The sequence below is a fragment of the Promicromonospora sp. NFX87 genome, from assembly GCF_048564965.1.
Classification (GTDB): domain Bacteria; phylum Actinomycetota; class Actinomycetes; order Actinomycetales; family Cellulomonadaceae; genus Promicromonospora.
In genome coordinates this window covers 6,272,139-6,291,473 of sequence record NZ_CP183413.1, presented here as the reverse complement: position 1 = coordinate 6,291,473, position 19,335 = coordinate 6,272,139, and the positions used below count along the sequence as shown (strand labels likewise).

The window sequence follows — 19,335 nt, the reverse complement described above, 5'->3', positions numbered from 1 at the left end:
CTTCAGGGCTTCACGCACCCCCCAGTGCTCAGCCCGTCGGTCGCCGTCGTCCCTCACCGTCCCGTTCGCCCGGCTGTCCCCCAGACAGACCACCGGACTGAACGGCTTCCGCCAGCCGTCGCACTGCGCGACTCGCCCGCTGGCGCAAGGCTGCGTGCGAGATGCCCAGCTCGTGGGCCACCCGCCGCTGATAGTTCCCGCGACCCGAGCCGAGCTCGGCGTACTCCGGGAGATCGGGGTCCGGCGCGTACAGCCGCGCCAGAAGTGCTGACTCGTCCCGCGTCAGGACGCTCTTGTCGAGGCCCCACGCGATGACGTCGAGAACCTCGCCGGTCGCACCGAGCGACATGCTCGCGAGCGAGTAGACGACGTCCGGCTCGGGCTCGGGCGTCGTCGGCCGCTCGAGGACGGTCAGCGTGGTCGTGTCGGTGGGGATCTCCGCCACCCGGGGACCGCGGCTCGCCCGCCCGCCCTGCGCGTGCGGTGCCCGGTCGCCGACGACGCGCGTCAGGGTGTGCCCCTGCAGCCGCATCGCCACCCGGCTGCTGCGCTCGAGGTCGTAGTGGGTGATCGCGTCCCACATCGCGGCGGCGGCCTCCTGCTCGAGGTCCTGCACGTCCGGGTAGTGGCGGCGGGACCGGCGCACGATGGTGCGGACCGCGGGAAGCATGCACTGCAGCACCGCGCGGCCGGCGGCGAAGCTGCCGCCCGCGTGCTCGACGATGAGCGCGTACAGCACCTTGTCTGCGTCGTCGGGGGCGAGCTGCACGGTGCCACCCGTACGCAGTCCGGCGAGCTGCGGGAAACGTCCGACGAGACGCGCGATCTCCATCGCGAACGACCGCGTGCGGACCAGGTCGGCCCAGTCGTGGTCGAGCTCGCGCATCAGCGTCCCAGCTGGTGCAGGTGTACGTGCAGGCATGGCGGTTCCCCCCTCCGATCAGCCTTGAGTCCATCCGGGGGGTGTTGCCCGCCACTGTTGCCCGCTTCTTCTGGGCCTGTGTGACCTGCGTCACAGTCGGCCAAAACCCGGGCATCACCGATGTCACACGAACTGCCGACCTGCCATTTGTGCTGAGCAGACGCAAGAGACGTAGGAGACGGAGAAACGGGAGAGGCGAGATGAGCAAGGACGAGCTCGACCAGGCGCCCGGCGCCGGACTCGGCAGCACCGACCTCGGCAGTGCGGGTGTCCGCAGTGCGGATCCGGATGCACCGGACTTCGACCACACGTGGTCACTGCTTCGTGACACCGCTGAGGTGCACGCGGCCCGCGGTGAGGTGGCACCCCTGGTGCGCGACCTCATCGCATCCCTCTCCGAGGACCCCCTCGGCGAGGAAGACACGACCGTCCGCCTGACCGAGGCGCTCGACAGCCCTCGCGTACGCAGCGCCCGCGAGGCACGCGAACGCATCCGCGCGGACCTGCAGAACGAGGTGCGGACGCGATGAGCTCGCTCCTCGAACGCCGGCGCGGCAAGAAGGCGGCCAAGCCGGCCGAGCTGCCCGCCCCGGCCGACGGCGCCTCCAGTACCGGCTCGCCCTGGGCCGGAGGACCCGACCAGCCCGCGACTCCCCCGTCGTCGGGCGGCGGAGGCAGCGGTGGCGACGGCGAGAATCCCCCTCCCCAGGTGGTGGAGTGGTCCAACGGGCCCGCCCTGGTGACCAAGGCCTGGGGCGCGGTGCTCGCGCTCGCCCTGCTGGCCGGGCCCGCCGCCCTGGCGTGGACGCTGCTGCGCCCCCAGCCTGCCCCCGTGTCCGCGACTGCCGGTGCGGCGAGCACCGCGGAGGAGGCCGCCGCGAACGAGCGTGCGATCGAGCTCGTGGAGACCTGGCTGCGGGCCGACAGCAACGACCAGCAGCTCCTTGCCTCCCTGACGAACGCCCCGGTCGGCTCTCTTCCCCAGACGGGCCTGACCATTCGCGACTCGTCGGTGGCGCAGATCGAGCCGGCGGACGACGACGTGTGGTCGGTGACCGTCGGCGTCGACGTCGCGGAGCCGGCGCCCGGTTCGACACCCCCGCCCGCGGGCGACGGAGCCAAGGCCGGCGAGGAGACCGAGGTGCCGCTCGTGTGGGTGCGCCGCTACTTCCAGGTGCCGGTACTGGTCGACCGCACGGACACCGAGTGGTCGGGCCCCAACCTGGCGGTGACCGCTCTCGCGCTGCCCGCACCCGTCCCCGGGCCCGCCGCGGCCGCCGAGCCGCCGGACCTCGACTACCCCGAGACCATCTCTCCGACGTCCGCCGCCGGCCAGTCGGCCGCCGGGTTCCTCGCGGCCATGATCGCCGGCGACGGCGAGATCACGCGTTACCTCCGACCCGGCACGTCGATCTCCGCGATCACCCCGGCCCCCTACACGGCAGTGACCGTGTCGGGTATCAAGGGCACGCACGAGGTCACGGACGACCCTGCCGACGACGACGGTACGCACGCCCTGATCACCGCCGAGCTCACGCGGCTCGACGGCAACAAGACCACCGCCCAGTACGTCCTCACGCTCGTCGCGCGGGACGGCCGCTGGGAGGTGGCCGGCCTCGAGCCGGCCGTCCGTATCAACACGACGCCATCCGGCACGATCGACTCCGGCACCGCCGGAAACTAGAAGGAGAGAACCATGATCAACGAGATTGTTATGGCCGGCGGTTTCCTCGACCTCATCACCGTCAAGTCCGAGGAGGTCAAGAGTGCTATCGAATCGGTGACCTTCGTGGTCGTCATCCTCATGGTCGTCATCACGGCGGTGAAGACCAAGATGTCGATCGCGGCGATCCTGATGTCCGCGATTGTCGGCGGCATCGTCCTGTGGCTGGTGAACGGGGGCATCAACGTCACCTCCGACCTCGCCAGGGACGAGTTCGACTCCGCCCCGGCGATCGTGAACACACAGGTCGTGGACCCACAGACAGCACTCTGACGGCCGCTGGGTCCGACGGGGCCAGGCATATGGGCAGGATGCCGAGGGCACGACACAGGGTTGGTCAGGTGGGCGCTCTCGCGCGCCCAGCACGTGGTGAGGAGGGTGTCCGGTGACCGAGACCGCGAAGTTCTACACGAAGGCCCGCCGCATCCCCATGCTGGTGGGGAAGCTACCCAGCGGCGGGCGCATCTGGGGCGGCCCGTACACGATCACCCAGGTGGGTGCGGGCGCCGTGGTGGCGTTCGCGCTGTGGCAGACCGCCCCGCTGTGGGCGCGGCTGGGCGGCTTGATGAACATAGTGGTCGCCGTCGGCGTGGTCGTGGGCGTCGTCTGGGCAACGGGCAAGCTCCCGAGCAGCGGGCGCAACCCGGTCGCGTTCGTCATGGACGCGATGAACCTGACCACCAGCCCGGGGCGCCTGGCGGGCGGGCAGGTATCCCTGCCCAAGCCGCGGCTGATCACCCACCGGGTGATGGTCGTGCTGCCGCGACAGACCGTCACCCCGTCCCGTGCCGAGGCGGCGGCCGAGCAGTTCCGGCCGGCGGCCGGTGTGAGAGCCGGAACAGTCGAGCCACAGCCCCCAGCCGTGGCCCGGCCGATCCCGGCCGAGCTCCTGCCCGAGCTGACCGGGCGAGGGCCTTGGGCAGCAGCAGCGGCGGCGGCCGCCGCCGGACGCAAGAACGCCGACCTCACCGGCGTCGGGCAGCTGCTCGCCGGCAAGCCGCAGGACCCCGAACGCACGGCCCCCACCACCCCGCGAGAGGACTGAGCCCCCATGCTGAGCCACATCTCGGCCCTGACCGACGGCCTCATGTGGACCCGCACCGGGACCGTGTGGGCGGTCTGGCGCGTGTCACCTGTGCCGTACGCATTTCAGCCCGACGACAAGAAGCACGCCGCGCGGCGGCACCACACGGCGCTCTACCGGGCGCTGCGTGGCGAGTCCCTGCACCTCGGCCTGACGGCGGCCACCGACCCGGCGTCGGTGGTGCTCTCGATGATCGAGGGCGTCGACCTGACCGAGCGCGAGGCGTGGGCCGCCGAGTGCGAGGCCACCCTCGACTTCCTCGAGCAGATCCCGATCGGACGGCGCGTCCACTGGATCGCCGCACCCCTGGCGAACCCGGGCGCGAAGGCGTTCATGGAACCGCTGCACGCGTCCTGGACCACGCTCCAGGACACGCTGATGATGCCGCGCTCCGTACCGGGCAGGCATGCGGTGGGTGAACGGGCGGCGCAGGCGGAGGCACTGCGCAAGGAGATGCCCTCCGCGTTCGACCCCCGGCCGGCGACGGTCGCCGAGATGGCCTGGATGTTCGGCCACGCGATGCAGCGCGGCCTGGGGCTGGACACCGCGGTGCCCGTCGACGGGTCCCTGGACGCCGAGATGCACCTGTCCGGGCCCTCTGTCCTGCCGTCCGCACTGGTGGACCCGGCCGGGCAGACCGACTCGGAGAAGAAGCTGGGCCCGCTGCAGATCCTGAAGCGGCCCTACGTCAAGGTGATCGACCCGACCAACCCCGAGCTCGCCTCCTACCAGACGACGCTCGTGGTGAGCGATACGCCGTCGGGCGGGATCGTGTACCCGGGCTGCGAGTGGATAGGGCGCGTCGACGAGTCGGGAGTGCCCTGCGACTGGGCGATCCGCATGACCGTGCGGTCACGCGACGAGGTGACCAACCGCAACCGGCGCGCGGTGCGCACCCTGAACGACCAGTTCGACCAGCGCTCCGAGGAGGAGCGCGCCGGATCCTCCCTCGACACGACGGCACGCGCGCTCGGCGAGTACCAGGCGGTGATGGACGCGGACGAGCTCGAGGTGGAGGTCGACGCCACCACCATGTTCACGGTCTCCGGCCACACCCCCGAGCAGGCGCTGGACGACGCCCGCGACCTGACCAAGTACTTCGCCGCCATGCAGTTCTCGCTGCGCACGGACCCCACGATCCAGCCGACGCTGTTCGACGCCACCCTGCCCGGCATGCCGACGCCGCGGGCGGTGCGGGAGTACTCGCAGATCACCACCGCGCGGGCCTTCTCGGCGGCGGTGCCGTTCGCCACGACGGAGCTCGGTGACACCTCCGGCGCGCTGTTCGCCCTGGAGATCTCGAACGGAGCAGCACGGCCCAACCCGGTGTTCGTGAACCTGGCGGGCGCTACCGACAAGCTCGACGTCGCGCTGGCGATGGGATTCGTCGGCGAGCTGGGCGCGGGCAAGTCGGTGAGCATGAAGACGGTGGCCATGGACAACGTCGACATGGGTGCCACGCTCATGGCGGTGGACCACACCGAGATGGGTGAGTGGGGTGTCGCCGTCTCGGAGATCCCGGGCTCCCAGGTGGTCGAGATCTCCGAGGACGCCACGGTCTCCATGGACCCGCTGCGGATCCTGCCACCCGCCCAGGCACCCCGTGTGGCGCGTGCCTTCATCACGGTACTGCTGTCGGTGCAGACCAAGTCCGAGCAGAACGTGCTGCTGTCCAAGGTGCTCCAGACCGAGTACATGTGGCGGAACGAGATCACGTCGCTCGGCTCGCTCGCCCGGCACCTCGAGCAGGACTGCGAGTACCCGGGCGCCCGGATGCTGGCCGACGAGATGCGCATCTTCTCGGAGCTGGACTTCGGGCGCGCCCTCTTCGACGACTCGCTGCCGCCGCTCGACCTGAGCTCGCCGGCGATAGTGCTGCACACCCACAAGATGCAGCTGCCCTCGAAGGCCGACATGGAGCACGGGCACCTGTTCGCGGAGCTCAAGGCCGAGAAGGTGTTCGGCCGGGCCACGTTCGCGCTGATCGCTGCCCTGGCCAGGTACCGCTGCTTCGCCGACCGCTCCCGGCTCGACATCTTCGCCGCCGACGAGGCGTCCAAGACGATGTCGTCGCCCGAGGCGGCCGAGGAGATCGGCATGTTCATCCGGGACGGCCGTAAGCACAAGGCCGCCCTCCTGCTCGGCAGCCACGACGCGGAGGAGGACTTCGGCAACGAGGTGGTCCGCGGGCTGATCCCGTTCCGCGTGCTGCTGCGCCACCGGGACGCCAACCTCGCACGCCGCGGGCTGCGCTGGCTCCACGGGCTGCCCGTGGGCGCCCCGGTGGACGAAGGACTCGTCAAGCTCGTCACCGAGGGCACCGCCCCGGTGACCGACGCCGCCGTCGGCGTGACGGAGGAGCGGCGGGGCGAGTGCCTCATCCGCGACTTCCAGGCCCGGTACGGCCGGGCCAAGGTCATGGCGCCGCTGGTGGAGTCACGTGCGCAGACCGTCAAGACCACGCCGACGAGCTCCACGGGCGCGGTGATCGGGTCATGACCCGGCTGGCGCCGCTCGCGGCAGCGGCTGATCCAGGCGGTGGGCTGAACCTGGAGGACACCCAGGGCGTGAACATCGACCGGTTCATGCTCCAGTGGGACACGGGTTCGCCGTGGAACCCGCTGAACGTCGACTCCGAGATCTTCTCGACCCTCGCCGGCATGTTCTGGGTCTGGTACCGGGACATGGTCGCCGTGCAGATCTGGGTGCTCGACTGGGTGCTGGGCATGGACTGGCTCGGCTACATCCTGGCGCCGCTCGCGGGGCTGAGCATCATCATCCAGGGCATGATCGCGCAGATCGGCCTGCTCAACCTGATGCTGATCATCCTGGCGTTCGTGGTGGGCTTCTGGCTGCTCAAGGGCCGGTACGCGGGCGGGTTCATGGAGCTGTTGATCGGCTGCCTGATCGCAGCCCTGGCCACGGGGTTCCTCGCCAACCCGATGGCGACCATCGGCGGCGAGCAGGGCGTCATCATGCAGTCGCGGAACGCCGGCATGGACATCGCCACCGGTTTCGCGACGGAGGGTGCCTCGTTCGAGCGCGACTCGACGGTGATCCGCGAGGGTCTCAAGGGTCAGCTCGTGGACACCCTGCTCCGCGCGCCGCACCAGATCATCAACTACGGCACGGTCATCGACGGCACGGGCTGCGAGGACACCTACACCGAGAACGTCGGCCGGGAGAACGCGGTCGAGGCGATCGGTGGCTGCGACGAGGCCTACCAGGAGGCGGCGTCCACCGTCGACGCCGGCACCGTCGTCTCGACGCTCAGCCTGCTCACCACCGGCTTCGTGTTCCTGCTGCTGTCCGTGGTGATCGTCGGCGGCACCATCTTCGCGGTGCTGCTGCTGGGCTGGTCTGCGATCAAGCTGCTGTGGCAGCTCCCCGTCGGCGTCATCTCCAGCGGGACCCGCGCCCAGCTGTTCCGCACGTTCGCGAGCGTGGCGTTCGGCGCGGTCCTCGTGGCCATGGCCACGATGTTCCTGGTCGCGTGGATGAGGATGCTGCTCGGCTTCTACGACGCCACGAGCGGCCTGCCGTTCCTGGTACGGCTGTACCTGTTCAACACGCTGGTCATCGCGGGCGCCGTCTTCTACGTGCTCATGGGTGCCAGCGTTCGCCAGGCCCTGCGCGGCCTCGCCGACAAGCTCGCGGCTGCCGGCGTCCCCTCCCAGGTGGGCGAGCCCGCCGCGATGCCGTGGGACGGCACCGCGAAATGGCGTGACCGGTACAACAAGGCGAGGGAGTGGGCGGGCGTCGGCATCGGGCCCGCTCCGGTCAAGCCGAACGGCGACGGCGTCAAGATCGACGGCAACGACATACAGGCCGCCGGCCCGGCCGCCATGGACGGTACTCCTGGTGGCGGACCGGTGGGCAGCTCGGCGGGCGGCGGCGGGGGCATGCCGAACGGCGCGCCGGGCGACGACAACCGCACGGTCCCCATCCCCGTGGGCGCCGCCGGACAACCCGTGGGCCCCGACGGCACCCCGGCCGACGGGGACGGCAGCGGCAACGCCTGGACCAGTGCCGCGCGCACCGCCCAGGACGGATCGCCCGACGGCGGACGCGCGGGCACCGAGCCGTTGCCGGAGGGGACGAACGCCGGTGAGAAGCCGTCGAACGAACCCAGCCCGCACCTGCCTCCGACGGCCGGCGAGCGCCTCAGCGACCGGCTGGGCAGCGCGCGCCGCACGGGGACGTCGGTGGCGCTGCAGGCGGGGGCGATGGTCGCGAGCGGTGGTACCTCCGGCGCAGCCGTCGGCGCCTCGAAGGCGCTCAGCGTGGTGCAGAAGGCTCGCCAGGCCAAGCAGGCGCTCGGCGCCGCGCGTGGTCTGGGCAAGCGGGGTGAGCGGTCGAAGAGCGCCGCCCGGCTGGCCCAGTCGTTCAACGCGGCACGTCAGGGTGGGGCGCCGCAGGCCGGCGGGCCGCAGCCGTCGGCGATCGTCCACAACCCCGGCCGCCGTCAGATGCGGGGGCTGGGCCGCTGATGAAACGTGTAGTCATCGTGGTGATCACCGTGGTCGCTCTCGCGATCGGGACCTGGATCGGCTGGCCGCGCGAAGGCGGCTTCGTCGACCCGACCGCGCAGGAGAGCGACGGTGTCGTCACGCCCAGGGGGCAGGACGACTTCGCGAACCCGGAGGGCTCGCCCGAGAACGACCCGGGCGAGGTGGCCGCCTCCGAGGAGGTCGAGGGCGAGCCGGCGGCCGGCGACCCCGCCGTCGAGGTGACGGCCGAGCCGGAGTTCGACGAGACGGCGCCCAGCGAGCCGGTCGAGGCGGTCTGGGACGAGACCGTCCGGACGGCGGCGCGTGAAGCGGCACTCGCGACGATCACCGCGTTCGCTGCGACCGACCAGGCCGCTGACTCCTGGTGGGCGGACCTGAAGCCGATGCTCACGCCGCAGGCCCGGCCCGTCTACCAGGACGTGGACCCCCGGCTCGTGCCGGTCACCGAGGTGACCGGCGACCCGGAGGTCACCGACGAGACGTCGACGCTGCTCGCCGAGGTCGCGGTACCGACGGACATCGGTCCCTACACGGTGCTCCTGACCCGGGCCGACGGCGCAGCGCCCTGGCTCGCCGAACAGATCAGGCCGCCGGAGGGATCGTGAACGGCCAGGCCGCCGCCGGGATCGCGACGCGTGCGGTGGCACAGGCGGTCCGGTCCGGAGGCGGACGTCCTGGCAGAGGCAGGAAGAAGGACGATCCGGCCAGGCGCGCGGTGCTGGTGCTTGCCGTGCTGGTCGCCGCGGTCATGGCGGTGCCCGCGGCGGTGATCGCGATGGTCGTGCTCGTCGGCGGCGCGGTGAGCGAGAACCAGTCGCAGAACGGCTGCAGCATGTCGGCCTCTGTCATACCCGCGGACGGCCAGGCGGCGTCGGCCGGGGGCTTCACGGGCGAGCAGCTGCAGAACGCGACGGTGATCCTGCAGGTGGGCCAGGACCGCGGGGTGCCTGCCCGCGCCCAGGCCATCGCGGTGATGACGGCGCTCGGCGAGTCCGGCATGCGCAACCTGTCCTACGGCGACGACCGGTTCGGGGTGCGCAACCCGGACGGCACGCTCACGTCGTCGATAGGCATGTTCCAGGAGCAGAAGTGGTACGGGACCGTCGAGGAGCGCCTCGACCCCGTGCAGTCCTCGGGCCGGTTCTACGACCGCCTGCTCGCGGTCACCGGCTGGGAGACGCTGGAGCCGACGCTCGCCGCGCACAAGGCGCAGCGTAACGCCGACCCGTACCACTACCAGAAGTACTGGGACCAGGCGCTCCAGGTGATCCAGCTCGTCAGCGGGGCGGACGAGCAGGATCTCGAGGCGCTCTCCCGGTCGATCCAGGGCGCGGCGGCCGGTGCGCCGTGCATGTCCGGCTCGGTCGGGCACGCCGCCGTCGGCGCCGGCGGGTGGGCCAACCCGGCGGTCGGCTCCAAGGCGTCGGGGTTCGGCCCGCGCAGCACGGGCATCGCCGGCGCGTCGACCTATCACCTGGGCCAGGACATCGCGGCGTCCTGCGGTACGCAGGTGTACGCGGCCGCGGCGGGACGCGTGGTGATCTCCGGAGCGACCGGTTGGGGCACCGGCAACACGATCCGCATCGAGCACGGCCTGGGCCTCGACTCGACGTACGGCCACCTGCTCACCGGCACCAACCTGGTGCGGGTCGGTGAGACGGTGCAGGCCGGGCAGCAGATCGCGTCGATGGGCGGCGACTCGCGCATCGACCCGGCGGGTGCGGGCACGTCGTCGGGCTGCCACCTGCACTACGAGGTGCGGGTCAACGGTCAGGCGGTGGACCCCGAGCCGTTCATGGCGGCGCAGGGCGTGACGCTCGGCGTCGCCGCACCGGTCACCGAGTCGGTGTCTCCGGGAGACGCGACGGACTCCCGGGAACCCGCGGACGCGGCGGGAAGCTGACCTCTCGGCGATCGAGCGAAAACGGCTACGCGTAGAACCGATGAGTTCTGCTGATGCCGGACGTCGGTAAAAAAGAGGTCGCGATCATCGGAGGGAATACCCGACGATGTTCCGGCGTCGTTTAGACGTAGGTCGCGTGCAATGTCGCTCTCGATCTCGGCCCGCGCGCACCGTACCGAGAGGGCAAGCCTATGAGTACCGACATCCTCGACACATCCGACCACCTGAACGAACCACCTGCCACCACGCCCGTCGCGGGCGACGACGTCGCACCGGCTCGCGCCGACAAGCTGGCTCCCGGCCACTTCCGTGTCATCGCACTGCTCATGGCGAGCGCGTTCACCGTGATCCTGAACGAGACCACCATGGGCGTGGCCCTGCCGCTCGTCATGGAGGACCTCGGTATCACCGCGACCGTCGGCCAGTGGCTGACGACCGCGTTCCTGCTCACCATGGCGGTTGTCATCCCGGCGACGGGCTTCCTCATCAACCGGCTGGGCACGCGATGGGCGTACCTGCTCGCGATGGCGCTGTTCAGCACGGGAACGCTGGTCGCGCTGGTGGCCCCGTCATTCGGTGTCCTCGTCACGGGGCGCGTGGTGCAGGCGACCGGGACCGCGATCATGATGCCGCTGCTCATGACGACGATCATGACGATCGTGCCGCCGCACCTGCGCGGCCGGATCATGGGCAACGTCACCCTGGTCATCGCCCTGGCCCCGGCCATGGGTCCGACCGTCTCCGGGATCATCGCCGATGCCCTGGGCTGGCGCTACGTGTTCGCGATCGTCCTGCCCATCGCCGTCGCGGCACTCGTCGCGGGGCTGCTGTGGATCAAGGACGTGTCCGAGAAGGAGAACCACGCGCTCGACCCGCTCTCCCTGCTCTTTGCGCTCGTCGCCTTCGGTGGCCTGGTGTGGGGCCTGTCCGAGCTCGGCGAGTCCGCGCGCGGCGAGACGGCGGTCAACCCGTGGCTGCCGCTGGGCGTCGGCGTGCTGGTCCTCGGGGTGTTCGTGTGGCGTCAGCTCGCCCGGCAGCGCACCGACTCCGCCCTGCTCGACCTGCGCACCTTCCGCTCGAGGAACTTCTCGCTGTCGATCGGGATCATGGCGATCGCGATGCTGGCGATGCTCGGCACCATGGTCATGCTCCCGCTGGTGCTGCAGGACGCCCTGGGCTACACGCCCACCCAGTCCGGCCTGGTCATCCTGCCCGGCGGGCTGGCGATGGGCCTGTCCGGTCCCGTCGTCGGGCGCCTGTACGACAAGTACGGCCCTCGGCCGCTCATGGTCCCCGGCCTGATCGCGGTCGTCGTCGGTACGGGCATGCTCGCGTTCATCAACCCGGCGATGCCCTGGTACCTGATCGTTGTCTCGCAGCTCCTGCTGATGCTCGGCCTGAGCTGCACGTTCACTCCGCTGTTCAGCGCGGCCATGGGTGAGCTCGAGCCGCACCTGTTCTCGCACGGCTCCGCGACGATCAACACGGTGCAGCAGGTGGCCGGTGCCGCCGGCACCGCGCTCTTCGTCGCACTGCTCACCATCCGCTCCACGTCGCTGACCGACGCCGGTGCGGGCGCCGCCGACGCCCTCACCGGCGGAGCCAGCCTCGCGTTCATCGTGGGCGCGAGCGTGCTGGTCGTCGCGGTCGGCCTCGCCCTGATGGTCAAGCGTCCGGAGACGAACGGCGAGTTCCAGGGCGGGCACTGAGCCCGTGCGTTGATGGCTCACGCGACTTCGGTCCGTTGGTGAGCGGCCCACGCGACTTCGGTCCGTTGCGCTGAGATCGGTCGGTTGATTGACCGATCTCAGCACAACGGACCGAAGTCGTTCTCGTCTGCCGGCAACCGACCGAAGCTGGTGGCTCCTGCGGCTCCGCCGGGCTACCGGCCGAAGATCCGCCCGAGCAGGCCCTCGCCCTTCTGGTCAGCGGGGCGGGTCAGCCGGGTGACCTCGATCGGCGGCAGGCCGCGCAGTCCGAGCAGCCGGTTCGCCACGAGGATCGCGTCGGGCAACGCCGGCGGGTGCGCCCGGTCGGGTACCAGGCCGGCGGCCTTGAGCGTTTCGGGCACCGTCCCCGCGTCGAGCCGCTCGAGCCAGGTGGCCGGGTCCAGGTTCAGAAACTCCGGCTCTTGCTGGTCGCGCTTGTCGAGACCCGGTTCAGCCGGGCTCGCCGCGCTCGCCGTCCGCGCGACGAGCAGCGCTGCCAGGCTCTCCGCCCGGTACACCGCCCCGGCGCGCATCTCGTGGTCGAGCAGCAGGATCTGCCCGACGTGCCCGTTCGCGCCCGGTGCGAGATCGGCGGCGTAGACGTTCCCGGCGCCGTCGGTCCCCACGGGGAACCAGAGCGGCGAGCCGATCACCGACTGCACCCTGCCCGACGGGTCCTCGGGTGCGAACGTACCGGCGTCGGCGGTCCAGGTGCTGAAGCGTGCGGCGGGCAGGAACGCCTCCCGGAGGAAGCTGCCGCTCAGCAGCACTATCTCGAACCCGCCGAACCGGTCCTCCTCGGGCGCGAGCTTCAGATTCCCCGAACCCGCCGACGCGTACAGCGCACGCACCTCGTCGGGCAGGTGCGATCCCGCGGGCAGCTTCGCCTCGGCGGCGGCCATCTCGTCGGGCGACGCGCCGACGGCGTCGGGCATCCGCTCGGTGATCACGCGCACCACGGCATCCGGATCGGCTGACGGCGCGACCGCGGCGTCCGACGGCGGCACTATCGTCGCGAGGTACTGCGCCGGGAGCGTTCCCGGCTCCAGCACGACCTCGAGGATCGGCGTGACCGGCCCCGGGACGACGGACGCCGGCAGCCCGATCAGTTCTACGACATCACCGTCGGGACGACCGGCGGCGACCACCCGCACCGGCTGCTCGGCGTCCGGACTGAGCTCGGCGAGCGCGCGAAGCGCGTCGTCGAGATCTGCCTTCGGAACACGGCCGCCGGTCCGGGCGGCCTCGCGCGCGAGCTTGCGGTAGTGGTCGCGGCGGAGGTCGGCGTCGCCGTCGTCCAGGTAGGTGCCCTGCCACGCGCCGCGGCCGACGGTGCCGACGAACTCGCTCACGTCCGTCCCGGGCGGTGCGGAGCGCCGCAGTGCGTCGACGAACGGTTCCCAGGTCTGCCAGTCGGTGAGGCTCACCAACCACATGATGCCGTCTTGCTGCTGGGCGCGTCGGCTCGACGTTCCGTAGACTTCCAGCCATGGCCGAGGTACGGGTCTTCGCAGGTACCGGGGGTCAGCGCTTCGCTCACGAGATGTGCGCTGATCTCGACGTCGCGCTGAGCCCGATCAACATCCAGCGCTTCGCCAACGACTGCCTGCAGGTCCAGCTCCTGGAGAACTGTCGCGAGCGCGACGTGTTCCTGGTGCAGCCCGTGGCGCGCCCCACGCAGGAGAACCTGATGGAGCTCCTGCTGATGATCGACGCCGCCAAGGGCGCGTCGGCCGCCCGGATCACCGCTGTCATGCCGCATTTCGCGTATGCGCGGTCGGACAAGAAGGATGCGCCGCGCATCTCGGTCGGCGGCCGTCTCGTCGCGGACCTGCTCGAGACGGCGGGCGTGGACCGCATCCTCACGATGACGCTGCACGCACCGCAGGTGCAGGCGTTCTTCCGGGTGCCGACCGATCAGCTCAACGCGCTCCGCGAGCTCGCGGCGCACTTTCTGCCGAGCGACCTCTCCAAGGCCACGGTGGTCTCCCCCGACCTCGGCAACGCGAAGAGCGCGTCTGCGTTCGCCAAGATGCTCGGTGTTCCCGTCGCGGCGGCCGCGAAGGAGCGGTTCGACGGCGACCGGGTCGAGATCACGTCCCTGATCGGCGACGTCACGGGCCGCGACATCATCGTGCTCGACGACGAGATCGCCAACGGGTCCACGATCATCGCCATCCTCGACCTGCTGCGTGAGCACGGCGCGCGCAGCGTGCGGATCGCCTGCACGCACGGGATCTTCGCCAACGACGCGGTCCACCGCATCGCTGCCGACCCCGACGTGGTCGAGATCGTCACCACCAACACGGTGCCGTCGACGGGTCTGCTCGTGCACGACAAGCTGACGGTGATCAGCGTCGCGCCGGCGTTCGCCGAAGCGGTGCGCCGCATCCACAGCGGCGAGTCGGTCAGCGCCCTCTTCGACCCGACCCACGTCTGACCGCTACCGCGACCCACTGGCGAACACCCGACCACCCGTTGGTCGAGCCTGTCGAGACCCCGGAAGTTATCCACAGATCCCTCGACCGCCGCCCAGCCTCCCGGTTCGTCTGTCACCGTCGAGGTGTGGCGTACATGTACATCCTCAGATGCGCCGACGGTTCGTTCTACGTCGGCAGCACGGTCGACCTCGAACGCCGTCTCGGCCAGCACGACGCAGGCCAGGGCGCCGCGTACACCCGGCGTCGTCGGCCGGTCCAACTCGTTTACTGCGAGGACTTTCCGCGGATTGACGACGCATATCTTCGAGAGAAGCAGGTCCAAGGCTGGTCACGCGCGAAACGGCTGGCGCTCGTCGAAGGGCGGCTCCACGACCTGCCGCGCCTGGCTCGATCGAGGACTGGCGGCTCTGGTGGCTGAGTCCCACGGGTAGAGCACAGGGTCTCGACAAGCTCGACCAGCGGTTGGGTCCGATCAGCGGTTGAAGCTCACCGCTCCGCCCACCACTTCTTCAGTTCTTCCGTCGCCGCTTCCTCGCCCAGCGGGCCGCGCTCCATGCGCAGGCCCAGCAGGTACTTGTACGCCTCGCCCACCTCACGCGACGGCGAGATCCCGAGGATCTCCATGATCTGCGTCCCGTCCAGGTCGGGGCGGATCGCGTCGATCTCCTCCTGCTCACGCAGCGCGGAGATCCGGTCCTCCAGGTCCGTGTAGGCGTCGGACAGCCGCTTGGCCTTCCGCTTGTTGCGTGTCGTCGAGTCGGCACGGGTGAGGCGGTGCAGCCGCTCGAGGAGCGGGCCGGCGTCGGTCACGTAGCGGCGGACGGCGGAGTCCGTCCACGCCCCCTCCCCGTAGCCGTGGAACCGCAGGTGCAGCTCTACGAGCCGCGACACGTCCTTGACCACCTGCTTCTCGAACTTGAGGGCCTTGAGCCGCTTGGCCGTGAGCTTGGCCCCGACGACCTCGTGGTGGTGAAAGCTGACTCCGCCGCCTGGCTCGAACCGGCGCGTGGCGGGCTTGCCGATGTCGTGCAGCAGCGAGGCCAGGCGCAGCACCAGGTCCGGGGCCGGCACGGCGCCGTCCGGGCCGGTCTCCTGGGCGATCGCCTGCTCCAGCACGGTGAGCGAGTGCTGGTAGACGTCCTTGTGCCGGTGGTGCTCGTCGATCTCGAGCTGCAGCGCGGGCAGCTCGGGCAGCACCTGCTCGGCAAGGCCGGTGTCGACGAGGACCTCGAGACCTGCCCGCGGGTTGTCGCTCAGCAGCAGCTTGGTGATCTCCGCCTGCACCCGCTCCGCCGACACGATCTCGATCCGCTCAGCCATCGCGACCAGCGCGGCGAGCGTCCCTGGTTCCACGTGAAACGAGAGCTGGGCCGCGAACCGGGCGGCCCGCATCATGCGCAGCGGGTCGTCGTCGAACGAGCGCTCGGGGGCGATGGGCGTGCGCAGCACCCCTGCCGCGAGGTCGCTCAGGCCGTTGAACGGATCCACGAACGTCAGGTCGGGTACGCGCACCGCCATCGCGTTGACGGTGAAGTCGCGGCGCGACAGGTCTCCGTCGAGCGAGTCCCCGAACTCGACCAGCGGCTTGCGCGACGCCGGGTCGTACTTGTCGGTCCGGTACGTCGTCACCTCGACGACGACGTCCCCGCGCCGCGCACCGATGGTGCCGAACTCACGACCGATGTCCCAGTTCGAGTCGCCCCAGCGCGCGAGGATCTTCTGCGTCTGGTTCGGCGAGGCCGACGTCGCGAAGTCCAGGTCGTTGCTCGCCCGACCCAGGAACGCGTCCCGGACCGGACCACCGACCAGCGAGAGCTCGTGCCCGGCGGCGCGGAACTGGTCGCCCAGCTCGAGCGCGGCGGGCGCCATCTCGGTCAGCACGCCGAGCGCGCGCCGCAACAGATCCTGCTCAGGGGTAGACACAGCCCAAGATTCTCCCAGACGCAGCCGGGCAACACTCACCGCAAGATCACCCGCGCCGGCACACCCCCACCGGCAGACATGGTCCTGGCGTCCGAACCCGTGCCCGAAACCGCCCGCGCCCCTGCTCCTGACCTGACCAACGGTGCTCAGTCGGTAGTGTTGGGGCATGTCCACCCCAGTTCCGGCGAGCGACCGTCCTGACGGTCGCCCGGAGGTGCCCCCGCCGCCCGGCGGAGCGCCCTTGCGGGTGAATCCTGCCCGGCGCGCAGCGGCGAACAGCCCGACGCACCTGCCCGTCGTCGACGAGACCTCCGCGGGTGGCCTCGTGCTGCGAGGCGGTTCCGAACGGCCCGAGGACTTCAGTGCGGCAGTCCTGCTGCGCCGGAACCGGACGGGACGCCTGGAATGGTGCCTGCCGAAGGGACATCTCGAGGGTCGTGAGACGCCGCAGGAGGCGGCGATCCGCGAGATTCGCGAGGAGACCGGGATCCGCGGCTCGATCCAGGCGGAGCTCGGCGTGATCGACTACTGGTTCACCGGTGAGGACCGGAGAGTCCACAAGGTGGTGCACCATTACCTCTTGCGCGCGGAAGGCGGTCGCCTGACCGTGGAGGACGATCCGGACGGCGAAGCCGAGGACGCCCTCTGGGTCAGGGTCGACGAGCTCGCTGCTCGCCTGTCGTACCCGAACGAGCAGCGACTGGCCGTCGCCGCCCTGGATCTCCTCGAGTCATCGAGCAGTCTCCGGGACGCGCTGCGTGCTGACGCCTTCCCCACGGAGCGCCCCGACCTGCCATGACGCAGCACCCCGACCTCGCACACAGTTCCGCCCTCCGCTGGGCGGCCCGCCACACCGGCAAGACAGGCGCCGTGCTCCTGGCGGCCATGCTCCTTGCCGGGTCTGCCATGGTTCCGGCTCACGCCACCGGTCCGACGTCGGGAGGTGCCGCCGTCGGCACAGCCCCGGCTCCCGTCTCCGACAGGGTCGCCGAGGAGCTCTCCGAGGCTGTCCCCGCCGCGCCGTCGGCCCAGGGCACGGTCGACGTCTCGATCACCGACGTCTCGCACCCGACCGCGAGGCCTGGCGACGTGGTGACCATCCGGGCAAGGATCACCAACCACACCGGTGCCGTCGTCTCCGGAGCCAACGTCAACTTCGCCCTCAACTATGTGGCGATCACGTCCCGCGCCGAGGTCAGCGAGTGGGTCTCTGCAGACCTGCTGGACCCGGTCAGGGGCGTGCCCACCACGAAGCCGCTCGGGCGGCTGAACGCAGGTGCGTCCAAGGACGTCTCGTTCACCTACAACCCCGGTGTCCAGTCCCTGCAAGGCTTCGGCCCCCGCCGCTTCGCGGTCAGCGTCGACGACGTCACGGGCCGGCTCGGCATCGCGCGCTCGTTCCTGCTCTACGACGCCGACGGCGCCGAGCGGGCGCCCATGCGGCTCAGTGTCCTCGCCGGGATCACCGGCCCGGCCACCGACCCGGCGGACCACAGCACGACCGACATCGAGCTGGCGCAGCTGGCCGCCGCGGGCCAGCGGCTCGACGGCGTGGTCGAGGTCGCGGAGCACAGCAAGCTGTCGCTCGCCGTCGATCCCGCGGTGATGGCCGTCGCCGCGGCGTCGAAGGACTCCGCACTCATCGCCTGGTCCGAACGTCTCCTCGACGCCGCGGGCAACACGACCACCTACACGCTCCCCGACCGCGACCCTGACCTCGCCGCGCTCGCGCACGCCAACGTGGGCACCATCGGCCCGCGCAGCTTCCTCCGCGCCCCCCGTCTGGACGACTGGCGTGTCCCGAAGAGCTGGCGCAAGGGCCTCGCCTGGCCGGCCGACGGCGCCGTGCCCGACATCGAGACCCTCGGGCTGGCCGTCGACGCCGGCCGGCCGAACGTTCTGGTCAGCGGCGGACTGTCCAGCGAGAGCGGCACGGTGACCGGTCGGGCGGAGGTCGCCACCCCGTCGGGCACGGCACATGCCGCAGTCACCGACCCCACGCTGACCAGCGCCTTTCTCTCGGCGACCGACCTGTCGCAGGTGGAGACCACCAACGCCGAGAGCGCCGCCGACACGGGCTCCACAGGCACCACGACCACGGCTGCCGAAGGAACGCAACGCCTCCTCGCGGAGACGGCAGCCATCGTGAACCAGTCACCGGAGCTGCCCCCGACCAAGTCCATCGTGATGCCGCGGACCTGGACCCCGGACGCCGCGGCCGCGACCTCCGTCCTGGAGGCGCTCGAGGACGCCGACTGGGTGGAGACGACGACCCTGGACGAGCTGTTCGCCGAGGATGCGCCGGACGTCGCACGCGAGCCGCTCCCGAACCGCAAGGTGCACAAGGCCGAGCTCTCCCCGGCAAGCGTCAAAGCCCTCGAGCGCGCTCGGGACGCGATCGTCACCTTCTCGTCCATCGCGGTCGACGACTCCGCCCCGCTCTGGCAGCCGGGAGTCGCCCGTCTCGCAGGGCCGCTGGCGGTCGCACAGCGCGCGGACCCCGGCATCCGGAACCTGCTCGCCAAGCGGGTGCTCGAAGCTGCCGACAAGGTCACGCACGAGTCCGTGACCGTCGTCCCCCGCCAGGACATCAACTTCATCACCGACGTCGGCAACATCCCGGTGCGCGTGCGCAACACGCTCGACGTGGACGCGACGGTGACCGTCGTGCTGCGCCCCGACCACCCACGGCTCACGGTCGGCGATCGCAGCACCACGACCGTCCCGGCCGGCCAGGAGCTCGACGTGCAGGTCCCGGTCCGCGCCATCGGTTCCGGCGACGTCGACGTCGCCGCAGAGCTCCTCACGCCGGACGGCGCCAAGTTCACCGACGACTCCGCGTTCCAGGTCCGCGTCCGCGCGGGCTGGGAAGAGGTCGGCACCTGGATCGCCGCGGGCCTCGTCGGGCTGCTGTTCCTTGCCGGAATCTGGCGTACGGTGCGGCGCGGCCGCTCGCCGTACCGCGCCACCCGCGAGGACGTCGAAGAGGCGACCGGGACGGCGGCCGAGGCGCCCGAGCCGACCACCGCGACGGCGACGGACTCCGTGGCCGTCCGGGCAGAGTAGTGTTTCGGCCGCCGCACACTTCGGCCGCGCAGCACCGGGCAAGGCCCCAGACC

Annotated in this window: 16 protein-coding genes; 13 read left to right on the top strand and 3 right to left on the bottom strand. The window is 70.9% G+C overall.

From position 1 onward, the window contains the following. Positions 1–28 precede the first annotated feature (28 nt). Positions 29–922 (bottom strand): hypothetical protein, encoded by an 894-nt coding sequence (locus tag ACNYC2_RS28140; RefSeq protein ID WP_419704889.1) that lies wholly within the window; start codon positions 920–922, stop codon positions 29–31. Between the two features lie 200 nt (positions 923–1,122). Between ACNYC2_RS28140 and ACNYC2_RS28135 the strand changes: the two genes are divergently transcribed. The 9 genes from ACNYC2_RS28135 to ACNYC2_RS28095 all read left to right on the top strand — a co-directional run bounded on the left by ACNYC2_RS28135 (position 1,123) and on the right by ACNYC2_RS28095 (position 11,852). Then, on the top strand, positions 1,123–1,452 hold the full coding sequence (locus ACNYC2_RS28135) for a hypothetical protein (protein WP_165827347.1): 330 nt from the start codon (positions 1,123–1,125) through the stop codon (positions 1,450–1,452). Further along, positions 1,449–2,606: a hypothetical protein gene (locus ACNYC2_RS28130; protein ID WP_419704888.1), complete on the top strand. Its 1,158-nt coding sequence runs from the start codon at positions 1,449–1,451 to the stop codon at positions 2,604–2,606. Before ACNYC2_RS28135 ends, ACNYC2_RS28130 begins: the two co-directional genes overlap by 4 nt. A gap of 12 nt (positions 2,607–2,618) precedes the next feature. Continuing rightward, the gene (locus tag ACNYC2_RS28125) at positions 2,619–2,918 is read left to right on the top strand and encodes a hypothetical protein (protein ID WP_419704887.1); all 300 of its coding nucleotides are present in this window, start codon (positions 2,619–2,621) and stop codon (positions 2,916–2,918) included. Between the two features lie 112 nt (positions 2,919–3,030). Beyond that, complete coding sequence (locus tag ACNYC2_RS28120) at positions 3,031–3,690, top strand: hypothetical protein (protein ID WP_419704886.1); 660 nt, start codon at positions 3,031–3,033, stop codon at positions 3,688–3,690. A gap of 6 nt (positions 3,691–3,696) precedes the next feature. Then, on the top strand, positions 3,697–6,228 hold the full coding sequence (locus ACNYC2_RS28115) for an ATP-binding protein (protein ID WP_419704885.1): 2,532 nt from the start codon (positions 3,697–3,699) through the stop codon (positions 6,226–6,228). Continuing rightward, a complete protein-coding gene (locus ACNYC2_RS28110) occupies positions 6,225–8,219 on the top strand; it encodes a hypothetical protein (protein ID WP_419704884.1) in 1,995 nt (664 codons plus the stop codon). The genes ACNYC2_RS28115 and ACNYC2_RS28110 overlap by 4 nt, the downstream gene beginning before the upstream one ends. Next, on the top strand, positions 8,219–8,845 hold the full coding sequence (locus ACNYC2_RS28105) for a hypothetical protein (protein ID WP_419704883.1): 627 nt from the start codon (positions 8,219–8,221) through the stop codon (positions 8,843–8,845). Before ACNYC2_RS28110 ends, ACNYC2_RS28105 begins: the two co-directional genes overlap by 1 nt. Beyond that, positions 8,842–10,143, top strand: a complete 1,302-nt coding sequence (locus tag ACNYC2_RS28100; RefSeq protein ID WP_419704882.1) for a M23 family metallopeptidase — start codon at positions 8,842–8,844, stop codon at positions 10,141–10,143. The genes ACNYC2_RS28105 and ACNYC2_RS28100 overlap by 4 nt, the downstream gene beginning before the upstream one ends. A gap of 191 nt (positions 10,144–10,334) precedes the next feature. Beyond that, entirely contained in the window at positions 10,335–11,852 is a 1,518-nt protein-coding gene (locus tag ACNYC2_RS28095) for an MDR family MFS transporter (RefSeq protein WP_419704881.1), read from the top strand. Positions 11,853–12,025: 173 nt separating this feature from the next. On the opposite strand, the gene ACNYC2_RS28090 is transcribed toward ACNYC2_RS28095, so the two are convergent. Then, a complete protein-coding gene (locus ACNYC2_RS28090) occupies positions 12,026–13,279 on the bottom strand; it encodes an SMI1/KNR4 family protein (protein ID WP_419704880.1) in 1,254 nt (417 codons plus the stop codon). Positions 13,280–13,341: 62 nt separating this feature from the next. Between ACNYC2_RS28090 and ACNYC2_RS28085 the strand changes: the two genes are divergently transcribed. Then, complete coding sequence (locus tag ACNYC2_RS28085; protein WP_419704879.1) at positions 13,342–14,292, top strand: ribose-phosphate diphosphokinase; 951 nt, start codon at positions 13,342–13,344, stop codon at positions 14,290–14,292. Positions 14,293–14,426: 134 nt separating this feature from the next. Then, entirely contained in the window at positions 14,427–14,711 is a 285-nt protein-coding gene (locus ACNYC2_RS28080; RefSeq protein ID WP_419704878.1) for a GIY-YIG nuclease family protein, read from the top strand. Between the two features lie 68 nt (positions 14,712–14,779). On the opposite strand, the gene ACNYC2_RS28075 is transcribed toward ACNYC2_RS28080, so the two are convergent. Next, entirely contained in the window at positions 14,780–16,216 is a 1,437-nt protein-coding gene (locus tag ACNYC2_RS28075; RefSeq protein WP_419704877.1) for a CCA tRNA nucleotidyltransferase, read from the bottom strand. Positions 16,217–16,382: 166 nt separating this feature from the next. Between ACNYC2_RS28075 and ACNYC2_RS28070 the strand changes: the two genes are divergently transcribed. After that, positions 16,383–17,015, top strand: coding sequence for an NUDIX hydrolase (locus tag ACNYC2_RS28070; protein ID WP_165827349.1), 633 nt, complete (start codon positions 16,383–16,385; stop codon positions 17,013–17,015). Continuing rightward, positions 17,012–19,282 (top strand): DUF6049 family protein, encoded by a 2,271-nt coding sequence (locus ACNYC2_RS28065; protein ID WP_419704876.1) that lies wholly within the window; start codon positions 17,012–17,014, stop codon positions 19,280–19,282. Before ACNYC2_RS28070 ends, ACNYC2_RS28065 begins: the two co-directional genes overlap by 4 nt. The last annotated feature ends 53 nt before the right edge of the window (positions 19,283–19,335 follow it).

What these genes read in the sequence shown, in the direction of transcription:
- ACNYC2_RS28140 (WP_419704889.1), bottom strand. Translation starts at nt 922, where the DNA reads ATGCCTGCACGTACACCTGCACCAGCTGGGACGCTGATGCGCGAGCTC.
- ACNYC2_RS28135 (WP_165827347.1), top strand. Translation starts at nt 1,123, where the DNA reads ATGAGCAAGGACGAGCTCGACCAGGCGCCCGGCGCCGGACTCGGCAGC.
- ACNYC2_RS28130 (WP_419704888.1), top strand. Translation starts at nt 1,449, where the DNA reads ATGAGCTCGCTCCTCGAACGCCGGCGCGGCAAGAAGGCGGCCAAGCCG.
- ACNYC2_RS28125 (WP_419704887.1), top strand. Translation starts at nt 2,619, where the DNA reads ATGATCAACGAGATTGTTATGGCCGGCGGTTTCCTCGACCTCATCACC.
- ACNYC2_RS28115 (WP_419704885.1), top strand. Translation starts at nt 3,697, where the DNA reads ATGCTGAGCCACATCTCGGCCCTGACCGACGGCCTCATGTGGACCCGC.
- ACNYC2_RS28110 (WP_419704884.1), top strand. Translation starts at nt 6,225, where the DNA reads ATGACCCGGCTGGCGCCGCTCGCGGCAGCGGCTGATCCAGGCGGTGGG.
- ACNYC2_RS28105 (WP_419704883.1), top strand. Translation starts at nt 8,219, where the DNA reads ATGAAACGTGTAGTCATCGTGGTGATCACCGTGGTCGCTCTCGCGATC.
- ACNYC2_RS28095 (WP_419704881.1), top strand. Translation starts at nt 10,335, where the DNA reads ATGAGTACCGACATCCTCGACACATCCGACCACCTGAACGAACCACCT.
- ACNYC2_RS28085 (WP_419704879.1), top strand. Translation starts at nt 13,342, where the DNA reads ATGGCCGAGGTACGGGTCTTCGCAGGTACCGGGGGTCAGCGCTTCGCT.
- ACNYC2_RS28080 (WP_419704878.1), top strand. Translation starts at nt 14,427, where the DNA reads ATGTACATCCTCAGATGCGCCGACGGTTCGTTCTACGTCGGCAGCACG.
- ACNYC2_RS28070 (WP_165827349.1), top strand. Translation starts at nt 16,383, where the DNA reads ATGTCCACCCCAGTTCCGGCGAGCGACCGTCCTGACGGTCGCCCGGAG.
- ACNYC2_RS28065 (WP_419704876.1), top strand. Translation starts at nt 17,012, where the DNA reads ATGACGCAGCACCCCGACCTCGCACACAGTTCCGCCCTCCGCTGGGCG.